The sequence below is a fragment of the Aeribacillus composti genome (genome assembly GCF_007827555.1).
Lineage (GTDB): Bacteria > Bacillota > Bacilli > Bacillales > Aeribacillaceae > Aeribacillus > Aeribacillus composti.
Genome location: NZ_VISS01000039.1, coordinates 1 through 23307 on the forward strand (window position 1 = coordinate 1; position 23307 = coordinate 23307).

The 23307-nt window shown below is 41.4% G+C and carries 25 protein-coding genes and 1 pseudogene; 5 read left to right on the forward strand and 21 right to left on the reverse strand.

Annotation, left to right across the window (positions count from 1 at the left end; genetic code table 11):
- Nucleotides 1-90: 90 nt before the first annotated feature.
- Genes FB379_RS16415 through FB379_RS16425 form a run of 3 tightly spaced genes read right to left on the reverse strand, consistent with a single transcriptional unit; the run spans nucleotide 91 to nucleotide 1600 of the window.
- A complete protein-coding gene (locus FB379_RS16415; RefSeq protein ID WP_144598422.1) occupies nucleotides 91-624 on the reverse strand; it encodes a methionine ABC transporter permease in 534 nt (177 codons plus the stop codon).
- Nucleotides 617-1375 carry a methionine ABC transporter ATP-binding protein gene (locus FB379_RS16420; RefSeq protein WP_063388322.1) on the reverse strand — a complete coding sequence of 253 codons (759 nt, stop codon included), beginning with the start codon at nucleotides 1373-1375 and terminating at the stop codon, nucleotides 617-619. The genes FB379_RS16415 and FB379_RS16420 overlap by 8 nt, the downstream gene beginning before the upstream one ends.
- Nucleotides 1376-1390: 15 nt before the next feature.
- Entirely contained in the window at nucleotides 1391-1600 is a 210-nt protein-coding gene (locus FB379_RS16425; protein WP_144598423.1) for a MetQ/NlpA family ABC transporter substrate-binding protein, read from the reverse strand.
- A 458-nt stretch (nucleotides 1601-2058) separates the two neighbouring features.
- Here FB379_RS16425 and FB379_RS16430 point away from each other — a divergent pair, with 458 nt between their 5' ends.
- Both FB379_RS16430 and FB379_RS16435 read left to right on the forward strand, forming a co-directional pair.
- Nucleotides 2059-2970: a DUF5655 domain-containing protein gene (locus FB379_RS16430; RefSeq protein WP_063388324.1), complete on the forward strand. Its 912-nt coding sequence runs from the start codon at nucleotides 2059-2061 to the stop codon at nucleotides 2968-2970.
- 416 nt (nucleotides 2971-3386) lie between these two features.
- The gene (locus FB379_RS16435) at nucleotides 3387-4247 is read left to right on the forward strand and encodes an oxidoreductase (protein WP_144598424.1); all 861 of its coding nucleotides are present in this window, start codon (nucleotides 3387-3389) and stop codon (nucleotides 4245-4247) included.
- Between the two features lie 340 nt (nucleotides 4248-4587).
- Here the strand turns inward: FB379_RS16435 and FB379_RS16440 are convergent, their stop codons facing one another.
- The 7 genes from FB379_RS16440 to FB379_RS16465 form a co-directional block, all read right to left on the reverse strand.
- Entirely contained in the window at nucleotides 4588-5577 is a 990-nt protein-coding gene (locus FB379_RS16440; protein ID WP_144598425.1) for an aldo/keto reductase, read from the reverse strand.
- Nucleotides 5578-5600: 23 nt separating this feature from the next.
- The gene (locus FB379_RS16445; protein ID WP_199757353.1) at nucleotides 5601-6071 is read right to left on the reverse strand and encodes an FMN-binding protein; all 471 of its coding nucleotides are present in this window, start codon (nucleotides 6069-6071) and stop codon (nucleotides 5601-5603) included.
- Nucleotides 6072-6106: 35 nt separating this feature from the next.
- Entirely contained in the window at nucleotides 6107-7057 is a 951-nt protein-coding gene (locus FB379_RS16450) for an FAD:protein FMN transferase (RefSeq protein ID WP_144598426.1), read from the reverse strand.
- Nucleotides 7058-7146: 89 nt separating this feature from the next.
- Nucleotides 7147-7887, reverse strand: a complete 741-nt coding sequence (locus tag FB379_RS16455; RefSeq protein ID WP_144598427.1) for an SDR family oxidoreductase — start codon at nucleotides 7885-7887, stop codon at nucleotides 7147-7149.
- Nucleotides 7888-8344: 457 nt separating this feature from the next.
- A complete protein-coding gene (locus FB379_RS16460; RefSeq protein ID WP_144598428.1) occupies nucleotides 8345-9193 on the reverse strand; it encodes an aldo/keto reductase in 849 nt (282 codons plus the stop codon).
- Between the two features lie 104 nt (nucleotides 9194-9297).
- Nucleotides 9298-9486, reverse strand: coding sequence for a hypothetical protein (locus FB379_RS18845; protein ID WP_242009357.1), 189 nt, complete (start codon nucleotides 9484-9486; stop codon nucleotides 9298-9300).
- 34 nt (nucleotides 9487-9520) lie between these two features.
- Complete coding sequence (locus FB379_RS16465) at nucleotides 9521-10453, reverse strand: MFS transporter (protein ID WP_242009358.1); 933 nt, start codon at nucleotides 10451-10453, stop codon at nucleotides 9521-9523.
- A gap of 209 nt (nucleotides 10454-10662) precedes the next feature.
- On the opposite strand from FB379_RS16465, the gene FB379_RS16470 reads away from it, so the two are divergent.
- Nucleotides 10663-11580, forward strand: a complete 918-nt coding sequence (locus tag FB379_RS16470) for an AraC family transcriptional regulator (protein ID WP_144598429.1) — start codon at nucleotides 10663-10665, stop codon at nucleotides 11578-11580.
- A gap of 201 nt (nucleotides 11581-11781) precedes the next feature.
- Here FB379_RS16470 and FB379_RS16475 read toward each other — a convergent pair.
- From FB379_RS16475 to FB379_RS16500, 6 genes and pseudogenes are all read right to left on the reverse strand, one after another.
- Nucleotides 11782-11931: pseudogene (locus tag FB379_RS16475) on the reverse strand (alcohol dehydrogenase); the annotation flags it as partial.
- A gap of 269 nt (nucleotides 11932-12200) precedes the next feature.
- Nucleotides 12201-12440 (reverse strand): hypothetical protein, encoded by a 240-nt coding sequence (locus FB379_RS16480; RefSeq protein WP_144598430.1) that lies wholly within the window; start codon nucleotides 12438-12440, stop codon nucleotides 12201-12203.
- Between the two features lie 365 nt (nucleotides 12441-12805).
- Nucleotides 12806-12988, reverse strand: a complete 183-nt coding sequence (locus tag FB379_RS16485; protein ID WP_277874812.1) for a MerR family transcriptional regulator — start codon at nucleotides 12986-12988, stop codon at nucleotides 12806-12808.
- Nucleotides 12989-13128: 140 nt separating this feature from the next.
- The gene (gene modA / locus FB379_RS16490) at nucleotides 13129-13941 is read right to left on the reverse strand and encodes a molybdate ABC transporter substrate-binding protein (RefSeq protein ID WP_144598431.1); all 813 of its coding nucleotides are present in this window, start codon (nucleotides 13939-13941) and stop codon (nucleotides 13129-13131) included.
- A gap of 213 nt (nucleotides 13942-14154) precedes the next feature.
- A complete protein-coding gene (gene tsaA / locus FB379_RS16495) occupies nucleotides 14155-14634 on the reverse strand; it encodes a tRNA (N6-threonylcarbamoyladenosine(37)-N6)-methyltransferase TrmO (protein WP_130157274.1) in 480 nt (159 codons plus the stop codon).
- Between the two features lie 204 nt (nucleotides 14635-14838).
- The gene (locus FB379_RS16500; RefSeq protein WP_063389470.1) at nucleotides 14839-15786 is read right to left on the reverse strand and encodes a helix-turn-helix transcriptional regulator; all 948 of its coding nucleotides are present in this window, start codon (nucleotides 15784-15786) and stop codon (nucleotides 14839-14841) included.
- A gap of 303 nt (nucleotides 15787-16089) precedes the next feature.
- Here FB379_RS16500 and modB point away from each other — a divergent pair, with 303 nt between their 5' ends.
- Both modB and FB379_RS16510 read left to right on the forward strand, forming a co-directional pair.
- A complete protein-coding gene (modB, locus tag FB379_RS16505; RefSeq protein WP_066250710.1) occupies nucleotides 16090-16764 on the forward strand; it encodes a molybdate ABC transporter permease subunit in 675 nt (224 codons plus the stop codon).
- A 55-nt stretch (nucleotides 16765-16819) separates the two neighbouring features.
- Nucleotides 16820-17467 (forward strand): ATP-binding cassette domain-containing protein, encoded by a 648-nt coding sequence (locus FB379_RS16510; RefSeq protein WP_094245826.1) that lies wholly within the window; start codon nucleotides 16820-16822, stop codon nucleotides 17465-17467.
- Nucleotides 17468-18370: 903 nt separating this feature from the next.
- Here FB379_RS16510 and FB379_RS16515 read toward each other — a convergent pair.
- The 5 genes from FB379_RS16515 to FB379_RS16535 all read right to left on the reverse strand — a co-directional run bounded on the left by FB379_RS16515 (nucleotide 18371) and on the right by FB379_RS16535 (nucleotide 23303).
- The gene (locus FB379_RS16515; protein ID WP_063389473.1) at nucleotides 18371-19918 is read right to left on the reverse strand and encodes an acyl-CoA carboxylase subunit beta; all 1548 of its coding nucleotides are present in this window, start codon (nucleotides 19916-19918) and stop codon (nucleotides 18371-18373) included.
- Between the two features lie 14 nt (nucleotides 19919-19932).
- A complete protein-coding gene (locus FB379_RS16520; protein ID WP_063389474.1) occupies nucleotides 19933-20712 on the reverse strand; it encodes an enoyl-CoA hydratase in 780 nt (259 codons plus the stop codon).
- Nucleotides 20713-20729: 17 nt separating this feature from the next.
- Nucleotides 20730-21638: a hydroxymethylglutaryl-CoA lyase gene (locus FB379_RS16525; protein ID WP_063389475.1), complete on the reverse strand. Its 909-nt coding sequence runs from the start codon at nucleotides 21636-21638 to the stop codon at nucleotides 20730-20732.
- Nucleotides 21639-21650: 12 nt separating this feature from the next.
- Complete coding sequence (locus FB379_RS16530; protein ID WP_063389476.1) at nucleotides 21651-21863, reverse strand: acetyl-CoA carboxylase biotin carboxyl carrier protein subunit; 213 nt, start codon at nucleotides 21861-21863, stop codon at nucleotides 21651-21653.
- Between the two features lie 84 nt (nucleotides 21864-21947).
- The gene (locus tag FB379_RS16535; protein ID WP_063389477.1) at nucleotides 21948-23303 is read right to left on the reverse strand and encodes an acetyl-CoA carboxylase biotin carboxylase subunit; all 1356 of its coding nucleotides are present in this window, start codon (nucleotides 23301-23303) and stop codon (nucleotides 21948-21950) included.
- Nucleotides 23304-23307: the final 4 nt, after the last annotated feature.

Consider the following 23307-nt stretch of genomic DNA (forward strand, 5'->3'; position numbering starts at 1 on the left):
ACGGATGAAATTCAAAAAAATGGTTCGCTAACCTATGACTTACATCTATTTTCAGCGAACCAAAAAAATTCCCACAAAGTCTTGACTGACTCAATCTCCGAGGCCGCCTGCGCCAACAACACCCGCTATGGTAGAATAAGATATTAAAAGAATAATAATATTAGATAAGCTGACTACCATTCCTGCTCTCGCTTCAACAAACATCACTTTCCATATAATTTGAAATATATTAGCTCCCATTGAAATAGCTGCTTCGATGACCCCTTTATTTACTTCCACTAAAGATTGTTCTATTAGTCTGGCGAAATAAGGAATAATAGCGATCGAAAGCGGTACAGCGGCAGGAACCGTTCCAACGGATGTTCCTACCAACAGCCGAGTAAACGGAATGACAGCTACGATTAAAATTAATAATGGAAATGCGTTAATTAAATTCACTAATGAATTTAAAATATTGAAAATATGCGGCTGTTCTAATAATTGCCCTTTTCTTGTTAAAAACAGAATCGTTCCTAAAGGAATTCCAAATAGTATGCCAGCTGTTACTGAAATACCTACCATAATGGCTGTTTGCTTAGTGGCTTCTATTATATCAGGAATTTGTTGAATGATGTTTTCAAACATTTAGGATCATCCTTTTGTCCTTATTAAATATTAATTTAGCAATATCAGACTTAGGATTATATTGATTGTCTGATAACGAAAATTCCTCTAAAATACTTCCTTTTTCCATTACGGCTACTTTATTGCAAATTTTTCTCACTACATCCATTTCATGTGTAACAATAACCATCGTTATATTTAGCTCTTGATTAATTTTCTTTAAAAAGGATAGAATATTATCCGTTGTTTGTGGATCTAAAGCTGATGTAGGCTCATCACATAACAAAATTTTCGGGTTCGTTGCCAAAGCTCTTGCGATGGCAACTCTTTGTTTTTGTCCCCCGCTTAAATTAGAGGGGTATTGATTTGCTTTATCTTCTAATTGAACTATGGAAAGACATTCTTCTATTATACTTTTACGTTTAACGGATGGTATTCCGGCAATTTCTAATGGAAAAGATACATTGTCATAAACCGTTTTATTATGAATCAAGTTAAAATGTTGAAATATCATGGAAATCGATTGTCTCATATGCCGCAGCTCTTTCTTCTTTAAAGCCATTATATTTCTTCCTTCAATAAGAACCTCCCCTTCATCAGGCTTTTCAAGGAGATTGATTGTACGAAGCAGAGTTGACTTTCCTGCTCCGCTAAATCCGATAATCCCATAGATATCCCCTTTTTCCACTTTTAATGATACGGATTTAATTGCTTCCAATTTCTCATCTTTTTTAATTTGATAAGTTTTTTTTATATTTTTTAAATGTATCATTTGTAACAGCCCCCATTATTCAAATACTGGGATTATGTCCCCACGGAATGTTTCCTCAATGAATTTTTTAACCTCCGGTGTATGCAAAACCTTTTTTAATTTTTGGATTTTTTCGTCATTTTGATTGTCTGGTCTAGTCGTGATAACGCCTATAAATTCAGAGCTAGAGTCTTCCGCTATTTTATCTTTTCTTGATGTCTCTTTGAAATTCCTCATGCTCGACATGTCTAGATATTCGATTGACTTAAAATTTAAGTTATCATATAGTTCGTAAAATGGGCGCTTGAGAGAAAAATAATTAACAATACCACTTTTGCTTCTCCGGTTGTTTCATCATCTGTATCGTTTGCAACATGATTTCCTTTCTTGCAAAGGGTAATAAACATTTCATGTAGTTAATAATCAAGCAGTCTTTGTAATGAATGTATTGATTGGTTTCTCTAGTATTTCCAAGAGCCAAAATAATTTTGCAAACATATTTCCGAACGAGTGGAACATTATTAAAATTGAATTGGGGTCTTTTGTTACGTTCTTCCGTATTCTTTACACAGATTGACTAATATGTCTCATTTACAAGCGAAAAAATTATTTAGTCCGCTAAATATCAACGCTTATTGTATACTATCATTATTCATTTATTGTAATTGTAGTTTTAGATGCACAATAAAAGAAGGAGTAGTTTCATGGGTGATATTAAATTATTTCGTATAAATGGAGAACATGTAAGTGAATTGGAAGGCACTTCTCTGACAATTGAAAAATCGCTGCAAACCCTTATTGAGCGTAATCTTGAAACATTTTTAGGTGTACGGTTTTTAGCATCAGAATATTCTACTGGCAAGACACATGGCGGCAGAATCGATACATTAGGTATTGATGAAAATAACTCTCCAGTTATTATCGAATATAAACGAGCTGTCAATGAAAATGTCATTAACCAAGGATTATATTATCTGGACTGGCTGTTGGATCATAAAGCAGAATTCACTCTTATGGTAATGCGCAAATACGGCAATAACTTGGCTGACGCAATTGATTGGACGAATCCGCGCTTATTATGTATTGCGGGTGGATTCACAAAATATGACGAACATGCTGTTCAACAAATTAATCGGAACATTGAGTTGTACCAGTATAAGTTTTATAAAGATGGATTTCTTTTGCTCGATTTAGTAAATGCAACAACTGCACAACCATTACTGGAAGTTGAAAACCATATTAACTCATCGAAGCCCGGATATAAGACAGTCTCCGAATATCTGGAACAATCCAGTACAGAATTAAAAGACCGGTTTGAAGCAATAAAAGCATATATTATGGCACTAGGCGATGATGTACAAATGGCTGTATTAAAATACTACATAGCCTTTAAGCGCATTAAAAATTTTGTCTGCTTAGAAGTGCATCCTCAGACAGAAAAAATCGTCTTATTTTTAAAAGTGAATCCAGATGAAATTGAACTCGAGCCAGGATTTAGCCGTGATGTTCGAAATATCGGTCATATCGGAACAGGGGATTTAGAAGTCAGTATTTATAATGATGAAGATTTTGAAAAGGCAAAGCGACTTATTCATATGAGCTATGATAGAAGTTAAAAATCGCCGGTAATTATTATACTTGGCGATTTTTAAGTGTTTTTCAATATATTATATTTATAATTGTTTTCACTAATATCTTTTTAACCTTTCCTTCGTAATATACCCCAACCTTTAGCTGATAAAATATGACTAATAATACCTTAATTTTCTACTTTAAAAATTTGGTGTTAATTTGCGTTTAACTTCTTCTAATTAAATAATGCTCAGTCTAAAAATATAGTAAAATTTATTTTATGCACTTTTTTCCATGATACAATTCCAATAAAAAGTGTTTATTAAGAAGAGACAGGAATTGTCAAAACATATAGGTGGAGCAGATTTTTGAAGGAATTTGCGGACGAAAGCAGTGATGATACTCTACATATATTTAGCAAAAAGGCAGTGTTAGAATATGAATAGCTGGAGGGAATCTTGTGAATCAAACTTTAAAGAAACAACCTGTTGCGTTTGTTACAGGGGCTTCAAGCGGCTTTGGATTGCTGACAAGTGTAGCACTTGCCGGCGAAGGCTACCGCGTGCTGGCTTCAATGAGAGATTTGGATAAGAGAGGACGATTGAAAGCGGCGGCCAAAGAAGCAGGTGTCACAGACCGGATTGAGATTATCCAACTAGATGTAAACGATTTTTCCGCAGCGGAAACTGTGATTCAGAATGTGATTGAAGAATACGGCCAAATTGATCTGTTGGTAAACAACGCGGGGTATGCAGCGGGAGGATTTACGGAGGAGCTTGCTGTTGAAGAATGGCGTCGGCAATTTGAAACGAATTTTTTCGGTTTGGTGGCAGTAACAAAAGCTGTTTTGCCGTCGATGAGGGCACGCAGAAGCGGCAAGGTTGTGAATATAAGCAGTATCAGCGGACGAATCGGATTCCCTTCTATGGGACCTTACGTGGCATCAAAGTTTGCGGTGGAAGGATTCAGCGAGTCTTTGCGTTTAGAGATGCTGCCGTACGGTGTTCATGTCGTTTTAATTGAACCGGGATCCTATAAAACGGAAATCTGGTCAAAAGGGCTGGATGCGGTATCGGTCAATCCGGATTCTCCTTATGTTAAAGAGATGGAGAAAATTTTGAAATATGTCAACCATGTTGCTGACACGGCACCCTCTCCGTATGAAGTGATCCAACAGATTGTACACGTGGCAAAGTCTCCTTATCCGAAATTGCGGTATCCGGTTGGCAAAGGCGTGAAATTAGGAATTGTCTTGAAAAATATATTGCCGTGGAAGTGGTGGGAGCGGATGGTGACAAAACGTCTTTGGGAGAGATCGTGATGCTGGGACATTAGTTCAAAAATATAGAGGTGAAGAGTCGGAGTTTACGGTTCAGTAAAATTATAGTTTGATGATATTTTTTGTCACTTCACTAATGGGAAGGGATTGAATTTGTTGAACAGTTTAAGATTAATTAAGGTGAACCGTATCACAAGTAATAGTAAAAATTTCTTAATAGGCAAGCCAATCAGGCTTGTCTTTTACATTAAATAAGCCGGCTTTGGTTTTTTTGATACAATGATGCTCGCCTTACTTTAAATGAAAAGTGCAAGTTTTTTCACGATTTTCGTGATTTACCTTGCACTTTTCATAATTCTATCCCCTCGTGGAGAACGATCAGTTATTTGCCCGTTCGATTTGCGTATTCTGAACCTGCCGGATAGCGATCTCCCGCAATCTCGATCTTCGAGAGCGCGTCGTTCAAATCACTTAGCTCCTCGGGAGTCAGCACAACGTCCAATGCGCCAAGATTTTCATCCAGCCGCTCCAATTTGCGCGTGCCGGGAATCGGAACAATCCATGGCTTCTGGGCAAGCAACCATGCGAGTGCGATTTGAGCCGGTGTTGCGTTTTTCTCTAGAGCAACCTTCTTGATTAGTTCGACCAAAACCTGATTTACTTCGAGATTCTCCGATTTGAAGCGAGGAACAATACTGCGGAAGTCGGAGCTAACGAATGTTGTATTCTTATCAATTTTTCCAGTAAGGAAGCCCTTACCCAGCGGGCTGAACGGAACGAAACCGATTCCGAGTTCCTCGAGCGTAGGGAGCAGTTCTTCTTCAGGGCTTCGCCACATCATTGAGTATTCACTCTGAACTGCAGTGAGCGGCTGAACCGCGTGTGCACGGCGAATCGTGTGCACCCCTGCTTCAGAAAGTCCCCAATGCTTAACCTTACCTTCTTTGATTAGGTCTTGCACTACTCCGGCTACTTCCTCAATCGGTACATTTGGGTCAACACGATGCTGATAGTACAGATCAATAGCTTCAACTTTTAGGCGTTTGAGCGAGCCTTCGACGGATTGCCTAATGGTCTCCGGCTTGCTGTCAAGCACCTGTTTGCCATTGATCATTTTAATACCAAATTTTGTGGCGATGACCACCTTCCCCTTGAATGGGGCAAGCGCTTCACCTACCAACTCCTCATTCACATATGGACCATAAACTTCAGCAGTGTCGAAAAAAGTAACACCCCGGTCAATCGCCGCATGGATCAGCGAAATCATCTCTTTCTTGTCTGATGCCGGACCATAACCATAACTCATTCCCATGCAACCAAGCCCGATCGCCGACACTTCCAGACCACTTTTCCCTAATAAACGTTTTTGCATGGTTGTTCTCCTTTCTACTGCCCTTATTTGGGCGATGATTGGTTACAAAGTAAAGCCTGCTCCTTAATCTTTCGGATCGCATCATTGAATCCGTCGGGGGTGCCGCTGGATCCTGCGAGACGGTCCACCTTCACCTCGTCGATGCGCTTCCCGACGACGACCGCCGGGACCGCGTCGGCGAAGCGGCGCTGCAGGTCGAGGGAGGTCGGGTTCGTCGCATGAGGGGTCACTTTGACGGCGGTGATGACGTCGTCGACCAAAGTTACAGTCACGGTGATGGATGAGGGCAGGCTCCCGTATTGGCCGGTCGCCGTATATTCGCCGTCTTCGTAGGTGCAGTCTTTACTTGTTGCCGATCTTGAACAGTTGACGCTGCCATTCAAGGTGATCGTCGGGCGCTCGGCAGCCATATCCGTCGTCCCGGATGAAGTCATGACCGTGGATACGGAGACTGCTGCCACCGTGACGATAAAACTCTTGCTCAAGGGAATCATACTCTTATCCTCTCCTTTCCTTGCGAGTTGATCACTTACGTGAAAAGCTCGCCGTCGAAGCTCTGCGAGATTTCGGCACGGCCGTCGGCAAACATCCGCACGTACGAGAACCGGAAGAACTTCGCTAGATGATGCCCGCTTGTGAAAAAGAGTGCCGTCGCCAGTCCATCGGCGGTCGCGGTCTCGTCGGCGACAACCCACGTCGCGACCACATCGCGTACAGGGATGCCCGTTCGGGCATCAAGTACGTGGTGCAGCCCGTCACCCCAGGCGCGTCTGTTGACCGCAGATGCGCACAAGGCCCGGTTTTTCAGGTTAGCTGCGCCTACCACCAGACTGGGGTCGAACGGGTGCTCAAGCCCGACCCGAAGGACGGAATCCCCCGAATGGCGGAGGTCGCCGCTGCCGTCGACAACGAACTCGGTGAATCCGCCCTCGCGGAGGATCTCGGAGACGATGTCCACGAGATACCCCTTCCCCGCCGCTCCGACATCGATCACAAGCGGGCGCCGTGTCACAATTAACGTGCCGTCCCGGAGAATATCCTTCGACCAGGTCACTCTCTCCCGAGCGTGTGCCTCGGCTCGGACAAACTCCGACGCGGACGTGAGCGAATACGTTCGGTCGTAGCCGAGAAGTTCGAGGTCACGGCCAACGAGCGGGTCTACGGCACGTGCGGTAGCGATGTGTAGCCGATCATAGAGATCGAAAAGAGCGACCGAGTCGTCCGGGAAGACGAAGCGGCCACCGTTAGAGGCGGCAGCAACTCGGGAAACGAGGGAGTCCTGACGGAACCGCGAGTACGTGGCGTCGAATTGTTCGATTCGTTCGAGAATGCGCTGCTTCAACTGAAAGTCTAACGGCTCGCGGGTCTCGATCTCCCATCGGGTTCCGATGGCTTCGAACGTGAAGACGAACCTGCTGTTCCCGTCATCCGCTCCGTGAGCCGAATTGTACCTGATGTTCGTGGATAACTTTTTCTCCATGCTCTTGCTAACGAACGAGCAAGGCCGACTTCCTAATTTACGTTTTTGCATTATTTATCTTCCTTTGTTGACATCTGTTGACATCCAATTTACCGCTCTTGACGCGTAGGACGAATGATCATCTCGTTAATCGCGACGTCAGATGGTTGTTCAATTGCAAAGGCAATGGCACGAGCAATACTGTCGGCATAGATCGCACCTTTATAAATTTCATCAATGCTAGGTTTTAGGTCCGGATCTGTGACTGAATTTATTAATTCCGTAGCAACCGCCCCCGGCGAAATGATCGTTGAACGTATGTTGTTGCCGAGCTCTTCTTTACGTAGACCTTCAGAAATTGCGCGCACAGCAAACTTCGTTGCGGCATAGACAGTACTTCCAGCCCCGACAACGTGTCCAGCGACTGAAGAAACATTAATAATGTGCCCTTCTTTTCTTTCTCTCATAGAAGGAAGGACAGCCGCAATGCCATACAGTACGCCTTTGATGTTGACGTCAATCATCCGATTCCAATCATCCACTTTTTTCTTATAAAGGAACGAATGTGGCATGATTCCGGCATTGTTTATTAACACATCAATTTTTCCAAACTCTTTTAGAGCATACGCAGCCAGTTCTTCCATTTGTTCATACGAAGTGACATCGGTCACTTTATAAATAGCTTGCCCCCCACTGTTTTTGATTTCTTCTTGTAGTTTCTTCAATCGGTCCTCACGGCGAGCTGCAAGCACTAATTTCGCACCTCTCGAAGCGAGTTCCTTTGCAGTCGCTTCTCCAATCCCGCTAGAAGCACCCGTTATAATGACCACTTTATCTTGAATATTAGACATAACAACACGATCCTTTCTAACACATATTGAATGAGAAATGAGTGACTTTCCCGTATCCAACTTCCTATACATAATAAACATCATCAATAAATTAATATACATCATTATAAACAACCTCATGGTGCCCGCAATGGTTAGGTGAATACGGTTTGTCCATTAGTGAACAAATGGCCGATAATTGATCATAAATTTTAGTGTATCCATGAAAGTACACAATAGTTTAGCGTGCCTTATTGTAAACTTATTCACATCCAAGTTTGTTTACGCCCAAGCTTCAACGAACTTCTGGGGATGATAGCCGATAAAGCGTCAACTGAACATCAGGTTTGTTTAGAAATCCATTAAGTGCAAAACATTATTCAAATTTAAAACTCCATTTCAAGAATTGGATAAAAGGACAAGCCAAGTCAGCATCCCCCCTTCTCCGCATTTCAGTTTGTTGTGTGGTATAAAAGCACTAAATATCAAGTTTACGGTTACAAAGCCATTTCACGATTTCAGGATCGTTATGGGAAAAGAACAAGCTTTTTTTCGTATCTAACGCTGCAATGCTCTCCATATCCTCTTGACTTAATTCAAAGTCAAAGATATGAAAGTTTTCAATGATCCGTTCTTTATGAACAGACTTTGGAATGGCCACAATTCCTCTTTGTGTCAACCAACGCAAAATGACTTGAGCAACGGATTTACGATGCTTCTCAGCGATGGATACTAAAACTTCATTTTGGAAAATGTTATTTCTCCCTTCGGCAAAAGGCGCCCAAGACTCGATCTGTACATTGTGCTCTTTCATAAATTGGGCACTCTCGACCTGTTGGCAGAAAGGATGCGTTTCAATTTGATTGACGGCAGGAGTGACTTCATGATGGATGATCAAGTCGATCAGACGATCCATCTGGAAGTTGCTCACTCCAATGGCCCTAATTTTCCCCTCACGGTACAATTCCTCCATCGCACGCCAGGAGCCATAAACATCGCCAAAAGGCTGATGAATCAAATACAAATCCAAATAATCAAGTTGCAATCTTTCCAATGACCTTGCAAATGCTTTTTTTGTGCTCTCGTAGCCGGCATCTTGAATCCATAGCTTTGTGGTCACAAATATGTCTTCTCTTGGGATTCCACTCCGTTTAATGGCTCGACCAACCGCTTCCTCATTTTGATAAGCGGCAGCGGTATCAATCAAACGATAACCCGTCATAAGGGCGTCATACACGCATTGTTCACATTCGTTTGGATCGATCTGATAGACACCGAAACCAAGAATTGGCATCTTAACTCCGTTGTTCAAAATGACCTTTTCCACGTAAAATCTCCTCCTGTTTTTATAAATCAATATTCCTTTATTAAAGCAGAAATATGGTATACGAAGATTGGATGGTTCTGTCTTTTTTACATCATCTATTGTGTTCATTGTTGGACAGTTGAGAATGACCAAGCACGACCGAAGGAAACGACTGCAATGATGGTAGCGATCGCGACGGAGACGGCACTGATCCAAGTAATCGCCATGATTGACAAGCCTCCTACGGTGATCCCCCCGATGCCAGCACCTGTGGCAAACCCGAGCTGTACAAAGGAACTGTTCAGACTGAGCACGATCCCAGAGGCTTCCGGCGCAAGCGAGATCAGGTTAAAGTTTTGGGTCGGCCCGAACGTCCAACAAGCGAGTTCCCAAATCATGAGCAACAGGATTCCATCCGGAGCCAACTGACAGTAACACCAAAGCAAAAGCTTGAACGACCATGGATATGATAAGAGTGCGGAAGGTGCCGATCCGATCCGCTAAGAAGCCGCCAAATCTCGAACCGATCACGCTCGCGATCCCCATAGCAAAGAGAATGACACTGATTTTCCGTTTCATCTCTGGCATGACGGTAGCTAAATAGGAGGTGATATACGTATCGACAATCGAAAAACCAATAAACACAAAGAACGTGACTCCAAGAGCAGCCGCGATCCGCGGATTCTTCACAAAAGCAAGTGGCTTACCCAGAGGGACGGACGTTTCACCTTCCATGTCTGGAATCGTCCTTGCGACGGCGAAGATGGCCAGCAGACTGAAGATGCCGATAACCCAGAAGATCGTCTTCCAATCATATGTCTCTGCGAGAACGCGCCCAATAGGGACACCGAATACGAGAGAGGAGCCGAAGCCCATTGCGACATTAGACATCGCTCCGCCCTGACGTCCGGGAGGAGCCAACTTCGCGGCAACGGCATAGGCGGTAACGACAAAGACGCCCGTTCCGATCCCTAGTACAACACGGGAAGCCATCAGAAAGCCGAACCCCGGGAGAAGGAGTGTCAAAACGATGCCCAGTAAAATAATAGAAAGAGCCAGCAACAATTGACTGCGCTGATTCATCTTGGCCATCGCCACCATGACAATGGGCGTGCCGATCGCGTTCCCGAGCGCAAATACGGTAATAAGCTGTCCCGCTGTCGCTACCGCTACGCCGACGGAAGCAGCGATTTTATCTAGCATACCTACGATCCCGAACTGTGAAGTGCCCACAAAGAAGCTGATCAGGGTCAACATGTAAATCTTCCAAGCGTTATTCATAGTATCCGATCCCCTCCTTTCACTTTGAAATTTTTTAGCGATCATAAAAGAGTGAAAAACCTTACGCATGTTTATTATGCAACAAATGAAAAAACGAACGGTATCATGATCGTCTCAAATGATTGCCTAATCCTCTCACAGCCACTTACGCAACAGACGAATATGCATTAAAATGGAACTAGCAAGAATAAAGAAGCAAGGAGGATTTTATGTCTGAACAAATTTATAAACAGCAAGATGAGCTCGCCAAGCTGATTGAACGTCACACAGGCCAAGACGGTATTCACACGACCGTTATTCCGTCTTTATTTTTCTCTCGTCATTCTACTGTTACAGGACCAAATCACGGTGTTCATAATCCTTCCTTATGCATTGTCGTTCAAGGTGAGAAGCAGGTATGGCTGGCACAGGAGCACTTTACGTACGGTCCCGCCGATTACCTTGTTGCATCCGTTGACTTGCCCGTTATCGCCCAAATCACGAAAGCCACTTACGATGTTCCGTATTTGGCTTTAAAACTTGAATTTAGACCGGGTCAAATTTTAGAGCTTTTAAGTGATTCTGAAATTCAAGTTGGCCTGAAAGAAAATACGAAGCGAGCTATGTTTGTCAGCCCTATGGAGTTATGTATGTTGGATGCGGTAATCAGACTGGTTTGTTTGCTAGACAACCCGAAAGATATCCCTGTGCTTGCTCCTATTTACACGAAGGAAATACTCTATAGGGTTCTGCAAGGACAACATGGGGGAATACTGAAACAAATGGCCATAGAAGGGAGCTATACCTATCGAATCAGAGACGTGATCGAATATATCAAAAATCACTATAATCAGTCTTTTAAAGTTGAGGAGCTTGCGGAAATCGCAAATATGAGTGTTTCTTCACTTCATCGGCACTTTAAAGAGGTAACGGCTATGAGCCCGATTCAGTTCCAAAAACAACTAAGGCTGCAGGAAGCGCGACGCCTGCTATTAACCGAGTCAACAGATGCCGCTGATGTCGCATTCCGAGTCGGCTATGAAAGTCCATCGCAATTCAGCCGTGAATATTCCCGCATGTTCGGTTTTCCACCTAAAGAAGATATCAAGCGCCTGAGGGAGGAATATGACCAAAGGGCCAACGCATGACTCCTTGCTCAACGGGGGATTAAACTGCGTATTCATATGGTCATTTTCTAGTTTCTCAAGGGAAACAGAATAAGTCGAGAGTTAATGAGGCTGCCCCAAAAGGTCGTAAAGCGACTTTTTGAGTCCAGCCTCCTCTCACCATTCATTAGGACCAACTATTTTCGTGATACATCCAAGTCGGTATTTCAAAGTTTTACATAATTATAAGGTAGACATGTCAATAACGAATCGATAACGTACATCACTGCGGAGGACGCGCTCATACGCTTCGTCTACTTGGTCAGCACCGATCACCTCAATTTTAGGGGCAATGCCGTGTTGAGCGGCAAAATCGAGCATCAATTGTACTTCAACTAACAGGTGCGTTGAAGAAGACAATAAAAGTATGACCATTCATTCATAAGACAAATCGAATTGGAATCCTTTAAAAGCCCATAAAGTTGTAATCACAAAACTCGTAAAGACAAGAGGTAATACCTTGAATGGAGTAGTTTCATAGCTTAATCAAGACTATCCCGAATCGATCCCGTACGCCAAAAGAAGCGAAACAAGCAATTCTGTTAATTATTGTCATTCCCTTTTTCCTAAAAAATAAAGGTTAATAATTAGGTTTAATATCATTAAGCATATTCACCAAATCTCTTCTTTCTAGCGATCTCATCAAATAATTGAACCCTTCTTTTGCATTCTTCAATGATTTCTGAACTAAATCCCCATTTTTCACCATAAACAACAATAAAATCTTCTATTGTAATCAAATTAGGATGTTTACTAATTGCATCATAAAAAGCACTTAATGAATCAGGACTGGTAACCATTTTAGAACACACACGCAACAGTTCTTCATCTTTTACATTCACAGCTTTAATGAATCTGTTAGGTGGATATCTCTTCTTCTTTGTTATTTTTAATCACCTCATTAATTGCTCCTCTTAAGTTATGGACTATTGGTAACTTTTTCATCGATCTCACCTTTCTTCAAAATGAAGTAGGTTTATATACCACGTATTTGGTAAATTAATACTGCGAATATGATCGCAATAATAGGTCCAAAAAACATTCTTGTCAACATCGCGAGAGGTGCGCTATCGTTATCCATGATAATTGTCGTACTTCGCTTCCTTGTATTCATTATATCTATCGCCTCCCACACAAATTTGGTAGAAATTCCCTTGATTAAAAGACATTGTTTACTGATTATTAACATTTTTATGGTTACATTCTTCTACTGTTTTTTTATTGGTACATCGGCTAAACGTAAACTTGAAATCAATTTTACGGTTGCTATCTGTTCTTCCGAATAAAGACGGTAACCATTTTCGCTTCTTATTGGATGCAGTAAATTCTCTGACTCATAATATCTTAAAGCACTTTTTAAAATACCGGTCCTTTTGGAAAAAGTTTGTATCGTTTGAACTCATCTCAATCACGTCCTTTATAATCAAAGTTACACCTTAAAGTAACTTTAAGGTCAAGAACAAAATAAAAAAGACTTGTCCTCAAGGCAAGTCTTATAATTTAAGTTGATCGAACAGTAATGAAGCCCGCTTATTTCAAAATCTTAAATCCGAATTTTTCAAAAATTTGAAACGAATCTTCTGTCTGTAGGTACTGATAGAAATCGTGAGCCTCTTTTTTATGCTTTGTGTCCTTAATGATGCCAACTGGATAAATAATAGGATCATGCATATTTGCGTCTGCGATGTCGACAATTTTTACCTTATCAGATATTTGGGCATCAGTTTTGAATACAATTCCTGCGTCCACTGTATTTGCTTCTACATATGATAATACTTGGCGCACATCCTTTGTGTATACGACTTTATCTTTTACTTTTGGCCAAAGATTTAGCTTAGTTAGAGTTTGCTGCCCGTATTGACCTGCAGGAGTAGTTTCAGGATTTCCTAATGCAAATTGCTTAATACCGCTGTCTGCCAAAGACTGAAATCCTTTTACTGTGTCTGCTTTATCTTTCGGAACGATTAAAACGATTTCATTTCCTAGCAAGTTTTTACTCTCTTCTTTGTTAATCAATCCTTTGTCTACGAGTGGACGAAACTTATTTTCAGCAGCCGAGAAAAATATGTCTACCGGCGCTCCTTGTTCGATTTGCTGTTGCAATGCACCAGAACTTCCAAAGTTAAATGTAATTTTTATATTTTCATGTTCTTTTTCATACTTTTTCTGAATTTCCGTTAAGGCATCTTGTAAGCTTGCGGCTGCTGAGATGGTTAATTTTACTGTCTGTTTATCCTCTGTCTTCTTTGATTCCTGTTTTTCTCCCTCGTTTGTACAACCAAAAATAAAAAAGACTGAAGCACACAAAAACATGATCATGATCATGCGAATAGAATGCTTCATGCTTTCTCTCCCCCTTCTATTTTTATAATCTAATATAAAACTTATTATAATTTCTTATAACTATTTTGTATAGTATATAATTAATTTATATAAAATATAATTATATAGAATAGTAAAGTGTCTCCGTTCACGGATAGAAAAAACACATTTTGTTCAGTGCAATGACAAAAAACCATGAGGTGCTTTTTAATCGGCCTTGCCAATACCGCCTTTTCAATAAATGCTTTTATCAGCTTTTACTTTATCTACGTTTTCGATTCTTTTTTCAAACCATCCAATCTTAGATGTTTCTATTGCATCAAACATCGGAACGTAAGGCTTTATATCGAGTAGAGGTGTTTCGTTCAATACATCGACATCTAGGACATGGATATGGTTCCCCTCAATACTTTTCAATCGAACGACTGAAAAGCCGATTGGGTTCGGTCTTTTCGGGAATCTTGTTGCAAAAATACCATGGGGTTGATCATCTAAGAAAGGAACTACCTGCAATGAATATTCATGAACCTTATGAAAATAATAAATAAGAATAAGATGAGAAAAGCCGTCCAGATCTTTCATTCCTTCTACATACAATGGATTAAGCTCTATTGTTCCTTCTACATTTTTCGCCGCCGCCGATTGAATCGGCATTCCTTCCAAAGTGTTAAAAGGGGTTAGAATTTTTCCTATCGCTTTAAAATGTATGTTCATCTTTACAACATCCTATTTTCTTTTAATTATAATTAATTATATTTAATTATAATTAAATATAATAGAAAAAGATATACTTATGTTTCTCTTTTTTTCATTTCCAGTGCTCACGAATCATGAAAACCAAATATTCCAGTGCCAAAAAGTGATAAAACAAAGCCAGAGGTTTTTAAGAGAAACCCCTGGCTTTTAGCTGGATCCATTTCAGCTTTCATAAACGACTTGCCCGGTTTGTGACAAATCATAGCCTCCTAGTGCTTTTAAATCGTTTTGAAAGTGAACCGATCTTAAAATTTGCAGGACTTGACTAATTAACTCTCTATTCTCATCGTTCTTTAAAATAACCAAATCGTACTTTTCATTAACTAACGGAATGAAATCGACATCTTTAACTAGGTTAGCCCCTCTTTCAATTCCTACCCCGACATCTGCATCCCCTTTAGCGACAGCACTTGCGACACTTACGTGATTGGTTACCTCATTGTCATAGCCGTTAATTTCAGAAACAGGTATGCGATACTTTCTCAAACATTCATCTAGTAAAACACGAGCACCCGCACCTTTTTCCCGGTTTACAATTTTTATATTTTTTCTTCTTAAATCTTCCCAATGCTTAATATTCAACGGGTTTCCCTTTTTGACGTAAAAGCCTGCCTTCCTTGTTAGTAAATGAATCACGATATACTGAAAATTCACTAGTATCTTATTGATATACGGAACATTATATTCACCTGAAATTCCTTCGATTAAATGTGTACTGACAATGTCTGAATATCCTTGATACATTGAAATTAGGCTTTCTAAGCTTCCAACATAAGAACGAAGTGGTCGAAACCTTTTCGAGGATTTTTCTAAGTAGTTCGCCAAAATATCTAAGCTCATATCCTGGCCGCTTATAATTAATTGTCTAGGCTGCAAATACCCTTGAGTTTCAATCGATGTTTCTTTTTTTGATGACTGTACGGAGCTTGGCTGCAGTTCTTCTTTTGACTTTTTTATGTACTCTTCTAGATCGGAAGGATCAATTCGCATTTGTCGTCCGACACGATAAGCAGGTAATAACCCTTTTTTCACTAAATCATATACGGTTAATTTTGAAACCTTTAATATGTTTGCCACTTCCTCGGTTGTATAAGAAAGATTTTTTTCCATACCTACTTGCTCCTTCATAAAAAAATTCGTTATAAGTAATTAAATGTAATTTGATATAATGTATTGATAACTTCTGTATCAATGATTTATATTTAAATATAAATAAAATTAATTATTTTCTTAACAAGAAGATGGCTATGTAGTTTATATCTAATCTTGATTATATCATGTTTTGTTTCGCTCTTTTTCAATGGAAATGACTCAACTTCTTGTTTTACCATTTCCTTTACTCCAAAGTTCAAAATAATTATAACCATTTACAACGAAAAATGATGAAACTTTATGAAAAGGTGAACGACAAGTATGAATTACTCGCCGCTTATACTCTCTTTAAAAACGGCAACAATCGCCACGTTTATCGTATTTGTTACTGGGGTTGTGTTGGCACGATTGATCAGTCGTAATTCCTTTCGAGGGAAAAGTGTTATAGAAGCGATTATTTTGCTGCCACTCGTGCTTCCGCCTACAGTTGTAGGCTTTGGTTTATTATATATATTTGGTAAAAACGGATTTATTGGTCGATTACTGCTCGATTGGTTTGATTTCCAAATTGTTTTCACTTGGTATGCTGTTGTGATCGCAGCAGTCGTCGTGTCTTTTCCTTTAATGTATCAAAGTGCATCTGCAGCGTTTCGGCAGTATGACCCAAATATTGAAAATGCTGCATATACAATGGGGGCATCTAAATGGAGAGTGTTTTGGACGATATCTTTTCCACTGGCATGGCCAGGACTGTTAGCTGGCTTAGTTTTATCCTTTGCACGAGCGTTAGGAGAATTTGGTGCCACTCTTATGCTCGCCGGCTATATTCCGAATGTCACCGACACCATTCCTTTAGCTATTTATTTTGCGGTGGAGTCAGGTAATTTGGAAGCAGCAAAATTTTGGGTGATCATTATCGTTGCCCTCGGCTTTAGCGCTATTTTATGGCTAAATTGGTGGAGCAAACGGAATATGATGAGACATGTACAAAAATAGTAAGTTCAAAAATTTTTAGAGCTTATTTGTCGCTTACTTAAAGGAGTTTTTTCTTATGCTTATCGTTGAAATCCAAAAAAGACTATCCCATTTTGAATTAGATGTAAAATTTTCAGTGGCCAATGAGATTGTTGTCCTTTTTGGCCCCTCCGGCTCCGGAAAAACGACAATCTTAAATTGTATTGCTGGGATAAGCAAACCTGCTGCTGGCATCATCCGATTAAACGACACCATTTTATTTGAAAATAAGAAAGTATTTGTTCCTATTCAAAAAAGAAACATCGGCTATGTATTTCAAGATTATGCGCTTTTTCCCCATATGACTGTTTGGAAAAACATTGCTTATGGCATGCAAAATGAAAGCTTTGTCAAAAATTTAATGAAAGAGCTGCGAATTGAACACCTTAGAGATAAATATCCGTCTGAAATTTCAGGCGGCGAAAAACAACGGGTCGCCATTGCACGAGCCATTGCAACCGAGCCGGATGCCTTGCTTTTAGATGAACCTTTTTCTGCATTAGATAATCAAACACGTGTAAAAGGTCATGAAGAGCTATTACGTATCCATAAGCTTTGGCGCATTCCCATTATATTAGTCACCCATCATCTTGAGGAAGCAAAAAAATTGGGGAATCGAATTTTATATTTACACGAAGGAAAAATTCGTGACAGTGAAATGAACGCGAATCTTATTCAGAGTTAATTGACAGACTTACTCTTTAAGCTAACATCAATTATACCAAATTATGAGGAAAAAGGGGGTTTATAGCATTCCCCTTTTTCAGATTTTGTGTTCACTTCCTTAAAAACAGTAAATTAAATTTATTTTTATATTGTTCATTTAGCACATAGTTCTATTTTTACTGGAAACGTCTCTCGCTTGTAACATTGTGCCTCTGCAAAACGGCATAATACTTGGTCGTGAAATTTATAAAATTTTCCCTTATGATGCTTTTTGATAAAATCTATTAATTTTTAATGCAAAAAGATCAATGACGGACAGTTGAACAAAGAATTCTGGGGACAAATTACAGCGCTCGTCTCATTCATTTGTCGCCGGCAGTGGTTGCATTGGACTCGGCTTATGATGCATTAGAATTAAGCTCAGACGTTTCCGGAAAAGACTGGCTTTCAGGTTGAGAGCTTGGCACAGGGGAAAAATTATTCTGCAGCTCCCTCGACCCATTGGATATCGTCACTGGCGTTAGTTCGTTTTCTAAATTCAGCAGCGCGGCCCGGTTACGCCCTCTTCGAGAAGCAATGGATCCAAAGCTATTTAAGCTGGATTGAATCAAAAATCACAACATGCCTGCGACATGGTTGTCCGTATAGAAGAAAGGCGTATCTTCCCTCATCAAATGCGACAAGACAAAGCAAGTGATCAACAATTTAACGGAGGTATGAAAGCGAAATGCCTATGGATATAAGAATTTTACCCGTTTTCGTTCAAAAATACTATTATTCCACAAGTTTAAAAGAATTGAGGGACATATAGGCTAGCACTACCTTTTCTTTTAGAAAGGGAGGTACCCCCTTTCCAGAAGAAAAGGCCACCAAGCGAAGCGCGGCAGCCTGAACCCCAATATTTGACAAAGAACCTTTTTTATTACACCGGATATACTCCATGCTTTCTTTCCGAAAAGACGATATATTTCGACATATAGGCATCAAAGCGACGAATCAATTCTTCGCGAAGCTGGTTTGGAGCGATAATTCCATCTATCACCATCTCTGAGGCTAAACGATAAATATCAATATCGCGGCGATACTCCTCCCGTTTTTGTTCAATAAAGGCTGCCTGTTCTTCTTTAGGAAGCTCAGCAATTTTATTGGCATAGACTGCATTAACCGCTGCTTCTGGTCCCATCACGGCAATTTGCGCATTAGGAAACGCTAAGCAGCAATCCGGTTCAAAGGCCGGGCCAGCCATCGCATAAAGACCTGCCCCATACGCTTTTCGCACGATAATAGAAATTTTCGGAACCGTTGCTTCTGACATCGCTGAAATCATTTTCGCTCCATGGCGGATAATTCCTGCCCTTTCCACTTTTGTGCCGATCATAAATCCTGGAATATCGGCTAAAAATAAAAGCGGAATATGGAAGGCATCACATAAAGTAATAAATTTGGCTGCTTTATCAGCCGAATCATGGAATAGGACACCGCCTTTGATGCGCGGCTGGTTAGCGAGTATACCGATTGGCTGTCCATTCAAGCGAGCAAGTCCTGTAATCAATTCAGGTGCAAACAGCTTTTTGATTTCGCAAAAAGAGCCTTCATCAATAAAACGCTCGATCAAGTCATACATATTAAACGGCGCATTTTGATTCAGGGGTAAAATGTCCTCAATCGTTTTTTCAAAGCTCTTCGCTGGCTTTGCTTCGACAATTGGCGGTTTTTCAGCGAAATTGGCTGGAAAATAAGATAAGTACTTGCGGGCAAACTGAATGGCTTCTTCTTCTGTTTTCACAAGTACATCTCCACATCCAGAGACACTGCAATGCATTCGCGCTCCACCCATCTCTTCAAGCGTCACTTTTTCGCCAATCACCATCTCCGCCATTCGCGGCGATCCTAAATACATCGAAGCGTTTCCTTCGACCATAATGACGATATCGCAAAAAGCTGGAATATAAGCACCGCCGGCCGCCGATGGTCCAAATAATAAGCATATTTGCGGCACTTTTCCAGAAAGCTTTACTTGATTGTAAAAAATGCGCCCTGCCCCGCGGCGACCAGGAAACATTTCGACTTGATCCGTAATCCGCGCTCCAGCCGAGTCTACTAAATAAAGCATCGGGCACCGAAGCTTTTCTGCGGTTTCTTGGATACGAATGATTTTTTCTACGGTCCGTGATCCCCACGATCCCGCCTTTACCGTTGAATCATTGGCCATTACACATACGGTTTGCCCGTTGATTTTTCCGATCCCTGTTACCACGCCATCAGCTGGCAGACCGTCAGCAAGACAATTGGCAAATAAAGCATCCTCAAATTGCATTCCCTCATCAAATAACAGCTTTAGACGATCTCGTACGAATAGCTTGCCTTTCTCCGCATTTTTTTGATGGTACTTTAATGCGCCGCCTTGTTCAATTTTTTCGACTTGTTCCGCCAATTTCTCGGTCAATGTTTTTGCTTGCTCGTTGATCACTTGCACTTCCTCCTTTACTCTCCTTTATAAACAGGCTTCCGCTTTTCTTTAAAGGCTTGCAGCCCTTCTAAACGATCCTTCGTTGGAATTGTCATCTCATAAGCCATCTGCTCCAGCTTCAAACCTGTATATAAATCGACTTCCAGACCTCGATTAATGGCTATTTTAGCTTGGGCAACAGCAATCGGCGCATTTTGAATTATTTGTCCGGCAAGTTCGTTGGCCTTTTCCATTAACTGCTCATACGGCACAACATATTCTACTATTCCGATGCTGGCTGCTTCCGCTGCCGTTAGCCGTTTAGCCGTAAAAATGAGCTCCTTTGCTTTGCCTTTTCCGATTAAACGCGGGAGACGCTGAGTTCCGCCAGCACCTGGAATAATCCCAAGCGCCGTTTCGGTTAATCCAAGCTGAGCATGATCAGAGGCAATACGGATATCGCAAGCTAACGCCAATTCGAGGCCTCCGCCAAATGCAACGCCATTAATCGCGCAAATAGTTGGTGCTGGAAGCTGTTCAAATTCATTGATCGTCTCGCGAATCAGCGCAACGGTTTTTCTCACTTCTGTTTCAGTCATACTGGCACGTTCTTTTAAGTCAGCACCAGCACAAAATGCTTTTTTTCCACTTCCTGTTACGATCACACAACGGATCGAGCGATCAAACCTTAATTGCCCAAGCTTTTGCTTCAGCTCCATTAACAGCGCTGTAGACAAAGCGTTGACTGCTTGCGGGCGATGCAAAGTCAGCACTGCCACTCCATTCGCCGCCTCATAGAGAATAGAAGATTCCATTTAATCACTCTCCTTTATTAGGACAAACAAGGATCAACGGTTTGCAAATAATGGCTATTGAGCGCTCGACCGATTTTATTTTGAATAAATAGCGCTGCCTCCGTTAACCGCCCAGCATCAATGCCTGTAGCAATATCCATGCCATGAAGCATATATAATAAATCATCAGTCGCTACGTTTCCGGAAGCTCCCGGTGCATACGGACAGCCGCCCAGTCCACCAAGCGAGCTGTCAAAAGTCGTAATCCCCATTTCTAATGAAAGCAGCACATTGGCTAAGGCTGTTCCCCTTGTATCGTGAAAATGCATGGATAGCTTTTCTTTCGGGAATCTCTTTAGAAGCGAGTTGAGCACAGCTTCCACTTGGCGAGGGGTAGCAACACCGATCGTATCACCTAAAGAAAGCTCATCCACTCCCATTTCAAACAACCGCTCTGATATAGCAGCTACCTGCTCAATGGAAACTTCCCCCTCATAAGGGCAACCGAAAACCGTTGAAAGATAGCCGCGAACAGTTTTCTTAGCACGCTTTGCCTCCTGAACAACAGCTGTTAAGACAGGATAGGTATCTGAGATTGATTTATTAATATTTTTTTGATTATGCGTCTCGCTTGCAGACATAAATACAGAGATTTCATCAACTTGAGTCGTCAAAGCATTTTCAAGCCCTTTTTGATTCGGAACAAGCGCTGCATAAGTAACACCAGGAGCTCGTTCAATTCCTGCTGCAACATCTAGCGCATCGGCTAGCTGCGGAATCCATTTTGGATGAACAAATGATGTTATTTCAATGTACGTCAACCCTGTTTTGGAAAGCTGATTGATCCAAGCAATTTTATCTTCAGTCGCAATGGCTGTCTTTTCATTTTGCAGCCCATCACGAGGCCCTACCTCTTTAATCGTAACGTGTTTAGGCCAGTTGCCCACGCGCCTCACCTCTTATTCAAATTCAAGCAAAATATCGCCTTCATTGACAAAATCGCCTTCCCTCACATGAATTTCTTTAACGATTCCGCTTGCTTCTGCAGCAATAGGAATTTCCATTTTCATTGATTCTAAAATCACGACATCTTGCCCTTTCTCAATGTTTTCTCCGACAGAAACAACAATTTTCCATACATTCCCTGCCATTATTGCAACAATCTGATTCATCTTTTTACTCCTCCATTTCCTGAACTTGCAGATTGAAGGTCTTCCACTCTCTAATCAAGAAAAGTGGAAGACTTGATCAACATCTTATTTTTTGATAGAAACGCTGCTTAAATGCCGATTTACAAAATCGGTTGTTGTATGTCCCGCTTGAAATTCTGGGTGTGCCAACACTTCTTTTAGCATTGGAATGTTTGTTTTAATTCCTTCAATTTGATAGCTGCCAAGCGCTTGCAGCATGCGATTAATCGCTTCCTTTCGGTTTTCGCCTTTTACAATTAATTTAGCAATCATTGGATCATAAAACGGCGTTACGACCATTCCGCTTTGAACAGCTGTTTCATTGCGAATACGCTCTCCCTCCGGTAATTGAAGCGCAGTAATGGTTCCGGGGGATGGAAAAAATGTTTTTGGATCCTCTGCGTAAATCCGCACCTCGATGGCATGCCCTTGACGCTGGACGTGATCTTGGCTATAGCCGAGCTTTTCCCCAGCAGCGATGCGCAGCTGCTCTTCGACAAGATCCAGACCGGTGATCTCCTCAGTTACTGGATGCTCTACCTGAAGACGCGTATTCATTTCAAGAAAGTAGAAGTTTTTCTGTTCATCAACAAGAAATTCAATCGTTCCTGCATTTGTATAACCGATATATTGGGCAGCTTGAATGGCTGTCTCCCCCATTCTTTTTCTTGTTTGCTCATCTAAATACAGAGAAGGAGCTTCTTCAATCACCTTTTGGTGACGCCGCTGAATCGAACATTCACGTTCCCATAAATACACATAATTCCCGTAGTGGTCAGCAAGAAGCTGAACTTCAATATGGCGCGGATTCTGAATATACTTTTCCAAATACATCGCCCCATCGCCGAAGAAGGAAGTCGCCCGCTTTTGGTTGCCTTCAAACACTTTGTGCAATTCCTCTTCATTATGGACGATTTGCATTCCGATACCGCCACCGCCGCAAGACGCCTTTAACATAATAGGATAACCGATCGTCGCTGCTGTGCTTGCTGCTTCCTCGACATTTTGAAGCGGAAAGGAGATGCCGGGGACGATCGGCACGCCTGCTTCTGACATTGTTTTCCGCGACTCAATCTTACTTCCCATTTTCGCAATAACATCAGCATTCGGTCCGATAAATACAATTCCTTCCTCTTCACAACGGTGCGCAAATGTCGGGTTTTCCGACAAGAGACCATATCCTGGATGAATCGCTTCCGCTTTCGTCGCTTTTGCAACGTCAATGATTTTGTCAATATTCAAATAACTTTCACTGACATGCGGCTTTCCAATTAAATAAGCTTCGTTTGCCCATTTTACATGGAGCGAATCAGCATCTGCTTCTGAATATATGGCTACTGTCTGAATTCCTAACCGCCGGCACGTTCGAATGACTCGAGCTGCAATTTCTCCCCGATTGGCCACTAACACTTTTTTAAACATGCAA